This window comes from Streptomyces sp. NPDC030840 (genome assembly GCF_055572015.1).
In genome coordinates, this window is sequence record NZ_JBVIEE010000004.1 from 196,379 (window position 1) to 210,905 (window position 14,527).

General features: G+C 71.2%; 13 protein-coding genes. 9 read left to right on the top strand and 4 right to left on the bottom strand.

What is annotated here, in order from left to right; translation table 11 throughout:
* Positions 1-95: 95 nt before the first annotated feature.
* From ACZ49J_RS11270 to ACZ49J_RS11285, 4 genes are all read left to right on the top strand, one after another.
* Positions 96-932 (top strand): AAC(3) family N-acetyltransferase, encoded by an 837-nt coding sequence (locus ACZ49J_RS11270; protein ID WP_467451226.1) that lies wholly within the window; start codon positions 96-98, stop codon positions 930-932.
* Between the two features lie 11 nt (positions 933-943).
* Positions 944-1,867: an ABC transporter ATP-binding protein gene (locus tag ACZ49J_RS11275; RefSeq protein WP_467451227.1), complete on the top strand. Its 924-nt coding sequence runs from the start codon at positions 944-946 to the stop codon at positions 1,865-1,867.
* Positions 1,864-2,667, top strand: coding sequence for an ABC transporter permease (locus tag ACZ49J_RS11280; protein WP_467451228.1), 804 nt, complete (start codon positions 1,864-1,866; stop codon positions 2,665-2,667). Before ACZ49J_RS11275 ends, ACZ49J_RS11280 begins: the two co-directional genes overlap by 4 nt.
* 71 nt (positions 2,668-2,738) lie before the next feature.
* Positions 2,739-3,746, top strand: coding sequence for a COX15/CtaA family protein (locus ACZ49J_RS11285; RefSeq protein ID WP_467451229.1), 1,008 nt, complete (start codon positions 2,739-2,741; stop codon positions 3,744-3,746).
* A gap of 24 nt (positions 3,747-3,770) precedes the next feature.
* Here the strand turns inward: ACZ49J_RS11285 and ACZ49J_RS11290 are convergent, their stop codons facing one another.
* The 4 genes from ACZ49J_RS11290 to ACZ49J_RS11305 all read right to left on the bottom strand — a co-directional run bounded on the left by ACZ49J_RS11290 (position 3,771) and on the right by ACZ49J_RS11305 (position 7,266).
* Positions 3,771-4,526 (bottom strand): nucleotidyltransferase domain-containing protein, encoded by a 756-nt coding sequence (locus tag ACZ49J_RS11290; protein WP_467451230.1) that lies wholly within the window; start codon positions 4,524-4,526, stop codon positions 3,771-3,773.
* Positions 4,527-4,543: 17 nt separating this feature from the next.
* Positions 4,544-5,650, bottom strand: a complete 1,107-nt coding sequence (locus tag ACZ49J_RS11295; RefSeq protein ID WP_467451232.1) for an amidohydrolase family protein — start codon at positions 5,648-5,650, stop codon at positions 4,544-4,546.
* A 203-nt stretch (positions 5,651-5,853) separates the two neighbouring features.
* Positions 5,854-6,210, bottom strand: coding sequence for a hypothetical protein (locus ACZ49J_RS11300; RefSeq protein ID WP_467451233.1), 357 nt, complete (start codon positions 6,208-6,210; stop codon positions 5,854-5,856).
* 93 nt (positions 6,211-6,303) lie between these two features.
* Positions 6,304-7,266 carry a heme o synthase gene (locus ACZ49J_RS11305; RefSeq protein ID WP_467451337.1) on the bottom strand — a complete coding sequence of 321 codons (963 nt, stop codon included), beginning with the start codon at positions 7,264-7,266 and terminating at the stop codon, positions 6,304-6,306.
* Positions 7,267-7,751: 485 nt separating this feature from the next.
* Between ACZ49J_RS11305 and tkt the strand changes: the two genes are divergently transcribed.
* Genes tkt through pgl form a run of 5 tightly spaced genes read left to right on the top strand, consistent with a single transcriptional unit; the run spans position 7,752 to position 14,480 of the window.
* Positions 7,752-9,839: a transketolase gene (tkt, locus tag ACZ49J_RS11310; RefSeq protein WP_467451235.1), complete on the top strand. Its 2,088-nt coding sequence runs from the start codon at positions 7,752-7,754 to the stop codon at positions 9,837-9,839.
* Positions 9,840-9,873: 34 nt separating this feature from the next.
* Positions 9,874-11,016 (top strand): transaldolase, encoded by a 1,143-nt coding sequence (gene tal / locus ACZ49J_RS11315; protein WP_467451237.1) that lies wholly within the window; start codon positions 9,874-9,876, stop codon positions 11,014-11,016.
* Positions 11,017-11,020: 4 nt separating this feature from the next.
* Positions 11,021-12,559 carry a glucose-6-phosphate dehydrogenase gene (gene zwf / locus ACZ49J_RS11320; RefSeq protein ID WP_467451239.1) on the top strand — a complete coding sequence of 513 codons (1,539 nt, stop codon included), beginning with the start codon at positions 11,021-11,023 and terminating at the stop codon, positions 12,557-12,559.
* Positions 12,556-13,701 carry a glucose-6-phosphate dehydrogenase assembly protein OpcA gene (gene opcA / locus ACZ49J_RS11325; protein ID WP_467451240.1) on the top strand — a complete coding sequence of 382 codons (1,146 nt, stop codon included), beginning with the start codon at positions 12,556-12,558 and terminating at the stop codon, positions 13,699-13,701. Before zwf ends, opcA begins: the two co-directional genes overlap by 4 nt.
* Positions 13,698-14,480: a 6-phosphogluconolactonase gene (gene pgl / locus ACZ49J_RS11330; RefSeq protein WP_467451241.1), complete on the top strand. Its 783-nt coding sequence runs from the start codon at positions 13,698-13,700 to the stop codon at positions 14,478-14,480. The genes opcA and pgl overlap by 4 nt, the downstream gene beginning before the upstream one ends.
* Positions 14,481-14,527 lie beyond the last annotated feature (47 nt).

Here is a 14,527-nt window from a genome sequence, read left to right on the forward strand (position 1 = left end):
TTACCTAAGCCACCACCCGAGCTGACCTGCGTGAACGATCTCTGATCGATCAATTGAGTGGTGTGACCACGCTTCTTGCGGGAAACTGCCGAACCATGCCGACACCCGCTCCCACCGGCCCACTCGTCACCCGTGACTCGCTCGCCGCGGACCTGCGCTCGCTCGGCGTCCGGCCCGGCGAAACCCTCCTCGTCCACTCCTCCCTCAGCGCGCTCGGCTGGGTCAACGGAGGCGCCGTCACCGTCGTCCTCGGACTGCTGGACGCCCTCGGTCCGGACGGCACCCTCGTGGTCCCCACCCAGACCGGCCACCTCTCGGATCCGGCCCTGTGGACCGACCCTCCGGTACCCGAGGAGTGGTGGGCGGCCATTCGGGCGACGATGCCCGCGTACGACCCGCTCGTCACGCCCTCACGCGGGGTCGGCGTGGTCCCGGAAACCGTACGCGTCTGGCCGGGCGCCCTGCGCAGCGCGCACCCCCAGACCTCCTTCGCGGCGATCGGGCCGCGCGCGGCGGCACTCCTCGACGGGCACGCGCCCGACTGCCGGCTGGGCGAGCACAGTCCGCTGGCCCGCCTTGAGGAGACGGGCGCGCGGGTCCTGCTGCTGGGCGCGGACTACGACGCGTGCACCAGTTTCCACCTCGCCGAGTACCGGATACCCGCGCCTCTCGTCGAGGTCGGCCGGCCGGCGCCCGGCGGCGGCTGGGAGACCGTGACGGAGGTGTCGATCACCTCGGACCGGTTCGACGAGCTGGGCCACGACTTCGAGCGGGACCGTAGCGTCGTACGCGGCCGGGTCGGCGCCGCGGACGCGCGGCTGTTCCCCGTGGCGGACGCGGTCGCCTACGCGGAGCGGTGGCTGGCCGTGCACCGCCCCCGCGAGGAGGGCCTCTTCGCCCCCGCCCGCCCGGCGCCCCGGCCGCGTCCCTAGACTTGGCGTCCATGCAGAGTGAGCCCGTGGTCCAGGTCCGTTCCCTGGTGAAGCGGTACGGCCGGAAGACCGCGGTGGACGGCCTCGACCTGGTGGCGAGAGCGGGCGTCACCGCCGTACTGGGCCCGAACGGAGCGGGCAAGACGACCACGGTGGAGACCTGCGAGGGCTACCGGAAGCCGGACTCGGGGACGGTCCGCGTGCTCGGCCTCGACCCCGTACGACAGGCCCGTGACCTGCGCCCGCGCATCGGCGTCATGCTCCAGTCCGGCGGTGTCTACTCGGGCGCCCGGGCGGACGAGATGCTCCGCCACGTGGCCCGGCTCCACGCGCACCCCCTGGACGTGGACGCGCTGATCGAGCGGCTCGGCCTCGGCTCCTGCGGGCGCACCACCTACCGCCGTCTCTCCGGCGGCCAGCAGCAGCGCCTCGCGCTCGCCATGGCCGTGGTCGGCCGCCCCGAACTGGTCTTCCTCGACGAGCCGACCGCCGGCCTCGACCCGCAGGCCCGGCGGGCGACCTGGGACCTGGTGCGAGACCTGCGCGCGGACGGCGTCTCGGTCATCCTGACCACCCACTACATGGACGAGGCCGAGCAGCTCGCCGACGACGTCGCGATCATCGACGCCGGCCGCGTCATAGCCCAGGGCTCCCCCGAGGAGCTGTGCCGGGGCGGTGCCGAGAACACCCTGCGCTTCACCGGCCGGCCCGGCCTCGACGTGAGCTCCCTGCTGAAGGCACTCCCGGCGGACAGCACGGCGGCGGAGCTGACCCCGGGCGCGTACCGCGTCGTCGGCAAGGTCAACCCCCAGCTGCTGGCCACGGTCACCTCCTGGTGCGCCCAGCACGGTGTGATGCCGGAGAAGATCTCGGTGGAGCGGCACACCCTGGAAGACGTGTTCTTGGAGCTCACTGGCAAGGAGTTGCGCGCATGAGCGGCGGTACAGGTGGTACGGGTGCGCGGACCAGTGCCGTCGGGACGTACGCGCCGAAGCCGGGAGCGGCCCCGCTGTCGCGGATGATCGGGGCGCAGGCGGCCCTGGAGACCAAGATGCTGCTGCGCAACGGAGAGCAGCTGCTCCTCACGGTCGTGATCCCGACGATGCTGCTCACGCTGTTCAGCACCGTGGACATCGTCGACACCGGCTCCGGGGAGGCCGTCGACTTCCTCGCGCCCGGGGTCCTGGCCCTCGCCGTGATGTCGACGGCGTTCACCGGCCAGGCCATCGCGACGGGCTTCGAACGCCGGTACGGCGTGCTGAAGCGACTCGCTGCCTCCCCGCTCCCCCGCTGGGGGCTGATGACCGCAAAGACGATCTCCGTGCTGGTCACGGAGGTCCTCCAGGTGATCCTCCTCACGGTGATCGCCTTCGCGCTCGGCTGGTCCCCGCACGGCAACCCCTTCGTCGTTCTCCTGCTCCTGGTCCTCGGCACGGCCGCCTTCTCCGGGCTGGGCCTGCTGATGGCGGGCACGCTCAAGGCCGAGGCCACACTGGCCGCCGCCAACCTGGTCTTCCTGCTGCTGCTCGTGGGCGGCGGCGTGATCGTGCCGCTGGACAGGTTCCCGGAGTCCGCCCAGAACGTCCTCGGGCTGCTGCCGATCTCGGCCCTGTCCGACGGCCTGCGGGACGTGCTCCAGCACGGCGCGGGGATGCCGTGGGGCGACCTCGGGGTCCTGGCCGCGTGGGCGGTGCTCGGGCTGGGCGCCGCGGCGCGCTTCTTCCGCTGGGAGTGAGCCACGGCCGGAAGACCTCGGGCGGAATGAGGACCACCCCTCGTGAAACCGTGCACAAGCGGCGGCCTACCATGGGGCGCGTGCCAAAAGTGACCCGCGCCGACGCCACCGCCTTCGTGCGCAACCCCGCCGTCTTCATCGCCGAACGCTGGACACCGACCCACAGGACGGTTCAGCGGGCGGCCCTCGCCGCACTCGTCATGTCGGTGGTCATCGTGGTCACCGGCGGCGCCGTACGCCTCACGGGCTCGGGTCTCGGCTGCCCGACCTGGCCCAAGTGCACCGACGACTCACTCACCGCGACCAGCGCGATGGGCGTGCACGGCGCCATCGAGTTCGGCAACCGCATGCTGACGTACGTGCTGTGCGCCGCCGTCGGCTGGGCGATCGTCGCCGCCCGCGCGCACAAGCCGTGGCGGCGGGACCTGACGCGGCTGGGCTGGGCCCAGTTCTGGATCGTCATGGGCAACGCGGTGCTCGGCGGCATCGTCGTCCTGGTCGGCCTCAACCCGTACACGGTCGCCGCGCACTTCCTGCTCACCTCGGCCCTCATCGCGGTCGCGACCGTCATGTGGCAGCGCACGCGGGAGAGCGACGCCCCGCCGCGCCCGCTGGTCGGCAAGGCCGTGCAGCAGCTCGTGTGGTTCCTGGTCGCGGCGACGGTCCTGCTGATCGCGGTCGGTACGGTCGTGACCGGCGCGGGTCCGCACGCGGGCGACTCCAGTGACGTGGAGCGCATGCCGGTGAACTGGGAGGACGTCACCAAGCTGCACGCCGTGCTCGCCTGGATCGTGGTGACCCTGACGTTCGCCCTGTGGTTCGTCCTCAAGGCGGTCGACTCCCCCAAGGTTCCGCTCCACCGCACCCGCGACCTGTTCCTCGTGCTGCTCGCACAGGGCGTCATCGGCTACGTCCAGTACTTCACCGACCTGCCCGAGGTGCTGGTGGGCGCGCACATGCTGGGCTCCTGTCTGGTGTGGATCGCCACCTTGCGCGTGGTGCTGTCGCTGCGGGAGCGGCCGGAGATCACGGTGGACGTGCCGGAGCCGTCGACGGAAGCGGTGCCCACGCGCGCGTGAGTCACGCGTGGGGCCACGCATGGCTCACGTGTAGTCCCGTACGAGAGCCTCGATCGCCGGGCCGAGGTACGCCCTGGTCAGCTCGGCCCTGCGGGCCGTCCACTCCTCGGTCGGCACGGCACCCGGTCCCTCCTCGTATCGGCGCCGCCTGACGTCCTCGACCACCTCGACGGGAGCGCCCAGGCGGGGCAGCAGGTCGAGGGCCTCCTTCTTGGTGATCAGCCGACCCTCCTTCAGGGTGACCGCGGCCCGTGCGTACGTGACGATTCCCAGATCGACCCAGACGTCCCGCGTCCAGTTGCTCGCCCGGTCGACCTCCCGTCGCCAGAAGTCCCGCTGGTCGCGCACGACGAACTCCGCGAGTTCGAGGTCCGTCACCGGCGGCAGCAGGCCCTTGGGCGGCTCTCCGTGCAGCACCAGCCCGAAGGTGTGCAGCTCGCGCCGGGTCACGGGGGTGACGGGCCGCTTGAACAGTTCCTCGTGCGCCCAGGTGAGGTGCCGCCGCTCCGCCCCTGCCGCACTTCGGGGTGTCAGATAGGTGCAGTGCAGGTTGCCGGTGAGCGGCTCGTGCCGCAGACGGGCATGCAGCCGTGCTACCCGCCAGACGTCTCTCGTCGTGATCGGGTCGTCCAGGACCGCGATCAGGTCCAGGTCGCTGCGGCCCTCCTGGTAGTCGCCCCCGCCGAGTGAACCGTGGGCCCACACGGCGACGGGGGCCAGGTCGCGCAGTTCGGTGAGGAAGCGGTCGAGGAGGCGGTCGGTCGCGTCACTGCGGGTCATGCAGTCAGTCTCGACCGTCACTCCAGCCCGTACACCCGTTGCGCGTTCCCCGCGGCGATCAGTCCCGCCACCCGCTGAGCGTCCGCCAGCGACCACGAGCCCTCGGCCACCCACGTCCCCAGCACCCGCGCCAGCGACTCCCGGAACAGCCGGGCGCCCACCACGTGCAGTTCGGGCAGGCCGTGGGCGCCGCTGGAGAAGAGGAGCTTGCCGAACGGTGCCAGCTCCAGCACCTCGGCGAGGACGGCGGCCGCCCGCGCGCCCGTCCGGACGAGCTCGGCGCCCAGATCGGCGTACACGTGCGGGAAGACCGCGGTGAGGTGGGCCGCGTGGCGGTGGTAGGGGTAGCCGTGCAGCAGGACCAGGTCGGTGCCCAGGCCGGCGGTGGCCCGGGCGAAGTCGGTGAGGAGCACAGGGTCCGCGCTGTCGGCGCGCGGGCCGGGTTCCCCGAGGCCGGCGTGGAGCTGGAGGGGCAGGCCGGAGGCGACCGCGATCCAGAGCAGGTGGCGGAGCAGCACGGGGTCGGTGAGCGTGCCGCCGACCCCGCGGTCCGCGAGCCAGCGACCGGCCGCGCCCCGCACCTCCCCTGGCCCGGGCGGCTCCGGCGCGAGCGCGAGACCGTGCCGCACGCCCGCCACGGAGGTGAAGGCGACCGCGTTGGCCGCGGCTCCGTGCACCGACTCGGCGAGGTTGGTGAGGAACGACTCGACGGTGCCGGAGGTGTCGGCGACCTGCTCGGCGAGGAGTTCGAGACGGACGATCTCGTGGGCCTCGGCCGTGCCCGCGGAGGCCATCTCGGCGGGGCCGGTCAGATCGCCGGGCAGACCGGTGTCCACGAGGTACGTGGTGATGCCGCTCCCCCGCAGCAGCAGCCGCCCCGCCTCCAGGACGCCCAGCTCACGGCGCCGGGCCAGGTAGCGGGCGGGCGGACAGTGCGGCTCCAGGCCGAGCAGGGGCGGGCACCAGCGGCGTACGGCGAAGCCGGTCTGTGTGTCGAAGAACGTGGTGCCGGACGCGGGCGGGCCCTCGCTGCGCGCGAGGTGGGCCTCGAACGTGCCGAGGCCCAGTTCCGTCCGCAGCACGCCGTGACAGTACTGGTCGACCAGGGACGGCGTTTCGATCATCCGAGGACCCCCGTGTAGACGCTGCGCTGCTTACAGGTCTTAACGGGTGAACCGGGGACTAGGTGTTGCTCTCACTGAGGAGGCCGTGGGAGCGGTCTGTTCGTAGGGGTGCGTCCGGGTCGGCGACTGCGGGCCGTCAGCGGTTGCTCGCGCAGTTCCCCGCGCCCCTTACGGGGCGCGGCCCTGGCCTGGTCGCGGAGCCCTCAGCCGTTGCGCGGGCCGCCCAGCTGGATGCCCGCCATGCGGCTCCACTCGTACGGACCTGTCTTCACCTTGGCCGCGAAGTCGCCGTCGAAGTCGTCGTGGACGGTGACTCCGGCCCTCTGGACGGCCTGCTCGGCGATGGCGTAGGTGGGGGCCACGAGGTCGCCCCAGCCGCCGTCCTCGCCGACCAGCACGATGCGGGCGCCGCGCTGGCCGATGTACGCGACCTGGGCCTCGGCCCCGCCGTGGGCCTTGGAGAAGGAGCCGATCTGCTTGGCGAGCCGGGCCGCCGTGCGCTCGGCCTTCGTGGACTTCTTCGCGCCCGTGCCCTCGTCAACCTGCTGTGTGTCTGCCATGTCCAGATGCTACCCACGGGTAGATCAAACGGCGACGGGCGAGGTGCGTGGCCTTGACCACGTACCCCGCCCGAGCGGCGAATCGAGGAGCGGCTAGCGGAGGAACGGGTCCACCGCGATCGCCACGAACAGGATCGACACATAGGTGATCGACCAGTGGAACAGCCGCATCTCCTTGAGCTTGGCGCCCGTCACCTCGGCCTTGGCGCGGTTCATCAGGCCGTGCGCCTCCCACAGCCACATGCCGCCGGCCAGCAGCGCGACCGCCGTGTAGAACCAGCCCGTGTAGCCGAGGGGGGTGAGCAGCAGCGAGACCGCGACCATCACCCAGCTGTAGAGGACGATCTGCTTGGCGACCACCTTGTTGGAGGCGATGACCGGCAGCATCGGCACGCCCACGCGCGCGTAGTCCTCCTTGACCTTCATGGACAGCGGCCAGTAGTGCGGCGGCGTCCAGAAGAACATGACGAGGAAGAGGATGATCGGCGCCCACGACATGGAGTTCGTCACGGCCGACCAGCCGATCAGCACCGGGAGGCAGCCGGCGATGCCGCCCCACACGATGTTCTGCGAGGTACGGCGCTTCAGGATCATCGTGTACACGACGACATAGAAGAGGAGCGCGCCCAGCGCGAGCCAGGCCGACAGCCAGTTGACGGTCAGGCCGAACAGAAGGGTCGAGACGACGGCGAGGGTGATGCCGAACGCGAGGCACTCGCGCGGGCTGACCATGCCGGTGACCAGGGGCCGCTGCGAGGTGCGGTCCATCAGAGCGTCGATGTCACGGTCGATGTACATGTTCAGCGCGTTGGCGCCGCCCGCGGACAGGTACCCGCCGACGCAGGTGAGCAGCACCAGCTTGAGGTCCGGCACGCCCTGTTCCGCCAGGAACATCACCGGCACCGTGGTGATCAGCAGAAGCTCGATGATCCGCGGCTTGGTCAGTGCCACGAACGCCTTGACGCGGGCCGCGAACGGCCGCTGGCCCCGGCTGCTGCTCGTGCTGCTCGCCCCGAGAACTCCCGGTGGACGGGATTCGACGGCCGTCACGTACACCCCTGACAGAGACATCCCAGCGAGCCTCGGTGGAACACCCGGTACCGGTGTGAACAGCCGGTAAAGGCTCGCGCGTACTCACGGAACTGTATCCGCTGCCCGAACCGCGCCCTTCGTGGGGGTGGGGTCGTGTTGGAAGGCGGTGCGGGAAGGGGGCACCGGCCCCCTGTGCGGGGTGCAACGGCGCCCTTTGCGAGGTGCGGCGGCGTTCGCGCGAAGAGCCGAGCCCCACTCGATTGAGCGCGGCGGCGGCCTGGCGCGTATTCACGTGTCGACTACGGAATCCACGGGTCTCACTATGCGGAATCCGCCGGTCGGGCGGCGGATCGGGGACGGTCCCGGCAGTCTGGAACGACTGTGGGGTGACGCCCGAATGACTCTGGAACGACTCGAAAAATCGCGCGTTCTTCCAGGGGTAGGCTCGACAGCGGCCGGTGCCGCCGAGAACACCGGCATGGACATGTGGAGAGGAGCCCTGACTCAGGGTGAGCACCAAGCCGACCACTACAGATCTCGCGTGGACCGATCTGGACACGCGGGCCGTCGACACCGCCCGCGTCCTGGCCGCCGACGCCGTACAGAAGGTCGGCAACGGCCATCCCGGTACGGCGATGAGCCTCGCGCCCGCCGCGTACACCCTCTTCCAGAAGGTGATGCGCCACGACCCCTCCGACCCGGACTGGACCGGCCGTGACCGGTTCGTGCTGTCCGCGGGCCACTCGTCCCTGACCCTCTACACCCAGCTGTACCTGGGCGGTTTCGGCCTGGAGCTGGACGACCTGAAGGCGTTCCGCACCTGGGGTTCGAAGACGCCGGGCCACCCCGAGTACGGGCACACCAAGGGCGTGGAGACGACGACCGGCCCGCTCGGCCAGGGCGTCGCCAACGCGGTGGGCATGGCGATGGCCGCCCGCTACGAGCGCGGTCTGTTCGACCCGGACGCCGCTCCCGGCACCTCCCCCTTCGACCACCACGTCTTCGTGATCGCCGGTGACGGCTGCCTGCAGGAGGGCATCTCCGCCGAGGCGTCCTCGCTGGCCGGTCACCAGAAGCTCGGCAACCTGGTCCTGTTGTGGGACGACAACCACATCTCGATCGAGGGCGACACCGAGACGGCCGTGTCCGAGGACGTCGTCGCGCGGTACGCGGCGTACGGCTGGCATGTGCAGCGGGTGGAGCCGAAGGAGAACGGCGACCTCGACCCGGCCGCGCTGTACGAGGCGATCCAGAAGGCCAAGGCGGTCACCGACAAGCCGTCGTTCATCGCGATGCGCTCGATCATCGCCTGGCCCGCCCCGAACGCGCAGAACACCGAGGCCGCGCACGGCTCCGCTTTGGGCGAGGAGGAGGTCGCGGCCACCAAGCGCGTCCTCGGCTTCGACCCCGAGCAGCACTTCGAGGTGGCGGACGAGGTCCTGGCCCACGCGCGCGCGTTGGGTGAGCGTGGCCGTGAGGCCCGCGCGGTGTGGGAGAAGCAGCTTGGGGAGTGGCGCACCAACAACCCCGAGCGTGCTGCCGAGTTCGACCGGATCTGTGCGGGCGAGCTCCCCGAGGGCTGGGAGTCGCACCTGCCCGTCTTCGAGGCCGGCAAGGGTGTGGCCACGCGTGCCGCGTCCGGCAAGGTGCTGCAGGCGCTCGGCGCGGTCGTCCCGGAGCTGTGGGGCGGCTCGGCCGACCTGGCCGGCTCCAACAACACCACGATCGACAAGACGAGTTCGTTCCTGCCGGCGGACAACCCGCTGCCGGAGGCGAACCCGTACGGCCGCACGATCCACTTCGGTATCCGCGAGCACTCCATGGCCGCGGAGATGAACGGCATCGCCCTGCACGGCAACACCCGTATCTACGGCGGCACCTTCCTGGTGTTCTCCGACTACATGCGCAACGCGGTGCGCCTGTCGGCGCTGATGCACCTGCCGGTGACGTACGTGTGGACGCACGACTCCATCGGCCTGGGCGAGGACGGCCCCACCCACCAGCCGATCGAGCACCTCGCCTCGCTGCGCGCGATCCCGGGCCTGAACGTCGTCCGCCCCGCCGACGCCAACGAGACCGCCATCGCCTGGCGCGAGATCCTCAAGCGGTACACCAAGGAGTTCGGCAAGGGCGCCCCGCACGGCCTGGCGCTGACCCGTCAGGGCGTGCCGACGTACGAGCCCAACGAGGGTGCGGCGAAGGGCGGTTACGTCCTGTTCGAGGCCGAGGGCGGCGAGGCGCAGGTCATCCTCATCGCGACGGGCTCCGAGGTGCACGTCGCCGTGGAGGCGCGTGAGCGGCTCCAGGCGCAGGGCGTGCCCACGCGGGTCGTGTCCATGCCGTCCGTGGAGTGGTTCGAGGAGCAGGACCAGGGGTACCGGGACAGCGTCCTGCCGCCGGCCGTGAAGGCGCGTGTCGCGGTCGAGGCCGGGATCGGACTGACCTGGCACAAGTACGTGGGAGACGCGGGCCGCATCGTCTCGCTGGAGCACTTCGGTGCGTCGGCCGACGGCAAGGTCCTCTTCCGCGAGTTCGGCTTCACTGCCGAGAACGTTGCCGCCGCCGCCCAGGAATCGATCGCGGCCGCCCAGCGCTGACGCTCATATACGACACGTAGGAGATGCATTTTCGATGACAGACGCACTGAAGCGCCTCTCCGAGGAAGGCGTCGCGATCTGGCTGGACGACCTGTCGCGCAAGCGGATCACGTCCGGCAACCTCGCCGAGCTGATCGACCAGCAGCACGTCGTGGGCGTCACCACCAACCCCTCGATCTTCCAGAAGGCGATCTCGCAGGGCGACGGCTACGACCAGCAGCTGTCGGACCTCGCCGCCCGCAAGGTCACCGTGGAAGAGGCCATCCGCATGATCACCACGGCGGACGTGCGGGACGCCGCGGACATCCTGCGCCCGGTCTTCGACGCCACCGGCGGCCAGGACGGGCGGGTCTCCATCGAGGTCGACCCGCGCCTGGCGCACAACACCAAGGCGACGGTGGCCGAGGCCAAGCAGCTCGCCTGGCTGGTGGACCGCCCGAACACGCTCATCAAGATCCCTGCGACGCACGCGGGCCTGCCCGCGATCACCGAGACCATCGGGCTCGGTATCAGCGTCAACGTGACGCTGATCTTCTCGCTGGAGCGCTACCGCCTGGTCATGGACGCCTACCTGGCGGGTCTGGAGAAGGCCAAGGAGCGCGGCCTGGACCTGTCGAAGATCCATTCGGTGGCGTCGTTCTTCGTGTCCCGTGTGGACACCGAGATCGACAAGCGGATCGACGCGCTCGGCACGCCCGAGGCCAAGGCGGCCCGCGGCAAGGCGGGCGTCGCCAACGCGCGGCTCGCCTACCAGGCGTACGAGGAGGTGTTCGGCTCTGCCGACAATTCGACACAGTCCTCCGACCGCTGGAGCGCGCTGGAGAGCGCGGGCGCCAACAAGCAGCGTCCGCTGTGGGCCTCGACGGGCGTCAAGGACAAGGCGTACAAGGACACGCTGTACGTCGACGAGCTGGTCGCGCCGAACACGGTGAACACCATGCCGGAAGCCACCCTGTTCGCCACCGAGGAGCGCGGCGAGATCCGGGGCAACGCGGTCGCCGGCACGTACGAGCAGGCGCGTGCCGACCTCGACGCGGTCGAGGCGCTCGGGATCGGCTACGACGAGGTGGTCCAGCTCCTGGAGGACGAGGGCGTCGAGAAGTTCGAGGCGTCCTGGAACGACCTGCTCAAGTCGACCGAGGCGGAGCTGCAGCGCCTCGCCCCCTCGGAGGGCTGAAACCTTGGCCCCCCTTTCCGGTACCGGAGCGAATCCGCTTCGTGACCCCGCAGACCGACGGCTCCCGCGTATCGCGGGGCCGTCGGGCCTGGTCATCTTCGGCGTCACAGGCGATTTGTCACGTAAAAAGCTGATGCCTGCGGTGTACGACCTCGCCAACCGCGGGCTGCTGCCGCCGGGCTTCTCGCTCGTCGGCTTCGCCCGCCGCGAGTGGGCGCACGAGGACTTCGCGCAGGAGGTCCACGACGCGGTCAAGGAGCACGCCCGCACGCCCTTCCGCGAGGAGGTCTGGCAGCAGCTCATCCAGGGCATGCGCTTCGTCCAGGGCACCTTCGACGACGACGACGCGTTCGAGCGGCTGCGCGAGACGATCGAGGAGCTCGACAAGGCGCAGGGCACGGGCGGCAACTTCGCGTTCTACCTCTCCGTCCCGCCGTCGGCGTTCCCGGTGGTCATCCAGCAGCTGAAGAAGCACGGGCTGGCCGACCAGACGGGCGGCTCCTGGCGCCGCGCGGTCATCGAGAAGCCCTTCGGCCACGACCTGAAGTCGGCCGAGGAGCTCAACGGGCTCGTCCACGAGGTCTTCGCCCCGGACCAGGTCTTCCGCATCGACCACTACCTGGGCAAGGAGACCGTCCAGAACATCCTGGCGCTCCGTTTCGCCAACCAGATGTTCGAGCCGATCTGGAACCGGTCCTTCGTCGACCACGTGCAGATCACGATGGCCGAGGACATCGGCATCGGCGGCCGCGCCGGCTACTACGACGGCATCGGCGCCGCCCGTGACGTCATCCAGAACCACCTGCTGCAGCTGATGGCGCTGACCGCCATGGAGGAGCCCGCCTCCTTCGACGCGGACGCGCTCGCCGCCGAGAAGACCAAGGTGCTCGGCGCGGTGCGGCTGCCCAGGGACCTGGGCCGGGACACCGTGCGCGGGCAGTACTCGGCCGGCTGGCAGGGCGGCGCGAAGGTCATCGGCTACCTCGAAGAGGACGGCATCGACCGCCAGTCGAAGACCGACACGTACGCGGCGATCAAGCTGGAGATCGACAACCGCCGCTGGGCGGGTGTCCCGTTCTACCTGCGCACGGGCAAGCGCCTGGGCCGCCGTGTGACGGAGATCGCGGTCGTGTTCCAGCGCGCCCCGCACTCCCCCTTCGACACCACCGCCACCGAGGAGCTCGGCCAGAACGCGGTCGTCATCCGCGTCCAGCCCGACGAGGGCGTCACGGTCCGCTTCGGCTCCAAGGTGCCCGGCACCTCCATGGAGATCCGGGACGTGTCGATGGACTTCGCGTACGGCGAGTCCTTCACCGAGTCCAGCCCGGAGGCGTACGAGCGCCTCATCCTCGACGTCCTGCTCGGCGACTCGAACCTCTTCCCGCGCACCGAGGAGGTCGAGCTGTCCTGGGAGATCCTCGACCCGATCGAGGAGTACTGGGACAAGCACGGCAAGCCCGCGCAGTACCCGGCGGGCACTTGGGGCCCGGTCGAGGCGGACCAGATGCTGCAGCGAGAAGGACGGAGCTGGCGCCGGCCATGAAGATAGACCTCACCGACACCACGGCGAGCAAGATCAACAAGGCGTTGGTCCGGGGCCGCCGCGCCATCGGCACGCCCGCCGTCGGCATGGTGCTCACCCTCGTCATCGTCACCGACGAGGAGAACGCCTACGACGCCCTGAAGGCCGCCAACGACGCCTCGCGCGAGCACCCCTCACGCACCCTCGTCGTCATCCGCCGTGTCTCGCGTTCGCTCCGCAACCGTACGTCGTCCCGGCTGGACGCCGAAGTGCGGGTGGGAGCGGACGCGGGCACCGGCGAGACGGTCGTGCTGCGGCTGTACGGCGAGGTGTCGGACCATGCCCAGTCCGTCGTGCTCCCGCTGCTGCTGCCGGACGCCCCGGTCGTGGTCTGGTGGCCGGTGGGCGCCCCGCGCGACCCGGCCAAGGACCCGCTGGGCGCGCTGGGCCAGCGCCGGGTCACCGACAGCTACTCGGCGGAGAAGCCCGTCGACGAGCTGCGGGCCCGGGCAGACAGCTACGAGCCGGGTGACACCGACCTCGCGTGGGCCCGGATCACGCCGTGGCGCTCCGTGCTGGCCGCCGCCCTCGACCAGGTGCGCTGCGAGGTCATCTCGGCCGAGGTGACGGGCGAGGAGTTCAACCCCAGCGTCGAACTGCTGGCCATGTGGCTCGCCGACCGGCTCCACGTACACGTCCGGCGCGGTGTCTCCTCCGGTCCCGGTCTGACCGGGGTGCGGCTGGAGACCACCTGCGGTCCCATCGCGCTGCACCGGCCGGACGGGGCGATGGCCACGCTGGAGGTCCAGGGCCAGCCGGACCGCGCGGTGGCGCTCAAGCGGCGCGAGACGTCCGAGCTGATCGCGGAGGAGCTGCGGCGGCTCGACCCGGACGACACGTACGCGTCGGCACTGCGATTCGGGGTGGACCGGCTGGGCGGGAGCACGCCGAGCGTGCCGAAGGTCCCGGCTCCCGCGTCGCCCGCGCCGTCCGAGGTGCCGGACGCGCTCCCGCCGGGGTCGCAGCCGGGATCGGAGTCCTCCGCGCGGACGTCCCTGCCCGCCCTGCCGGCCGCCCCTCCCGCGTCGTCCTCGGTCGACGGTGACGGCGACCGGCCGTCCCCCGCACAGATGCCCCCGGTCAAGAAGGCGGCGACGAAGTGAGCACTCCCCAGTTGGTCGTGCACCACGACAAGGAACTGATGGCGCAGGCCGCCGCGGCCCGGCTGATCACGAAGATCGTGGACGCCCAGGCCTCGCGCGGTTCCGCCTCCGTGGTCCTCACCGGCGGCCGCAACGGCAACGGCCTGCTGGCCGCCCTCGCCGCGGCCCCCGCCCGGGACGCGATCGACTGGGGCCGCCTCGACCTGTGGTGGGGCGACGAGCGGTTCCTGCCCGAGGGCGACCCGGACCGCAACATCGCCCAGGCCCGCGAGGCGCTCCTGGACTCGGTGCCGCTGGACCCGAAGCGCGTGCACGCCATGCCCGCGTCGGACGGTCCGTACGGCGCCGACGTGGACGCGGCCGCAGCCGGTTACGCGGAGGACCTGGCGCGGGCGGCGGGCCCGGAGAACCACGGAGCTGTCCCCACCTTCGACGTCCTGATGCTGGGCGTCGGCCCGGACACCCATGTGGCGTCCCTCTTCCCGGAGCTGCCCGCGGTGCGGGAGACCGAGCGGACGGTGGTCGGCGTGCACGGCGCCCCCAAGCCGCCGCCCACCCGGGTGACCCTCACGCTCCCCGCGATCCGCGCGGCGCGTGAGGTGTGGCTGCTGGCCGCCGGTGAGGACAAGGCGCAGGCGGCGGCGATCGCGCTGTCGGGCGCGGGTGAGGTCCAGGCCCCGGCGGCGGGCGCGTACGGCCGCTCCCGCACGCTGTGGCTGCTGGACGCGGCGGCGGCGTCGCGGCTGCCGCGGTCGCTGTATCCGCCGGCGTCGCCCTGAGCGCTGCTTGACGGTCGTCGCCCTGAGCGCTGCTTGACGGTCGTCGC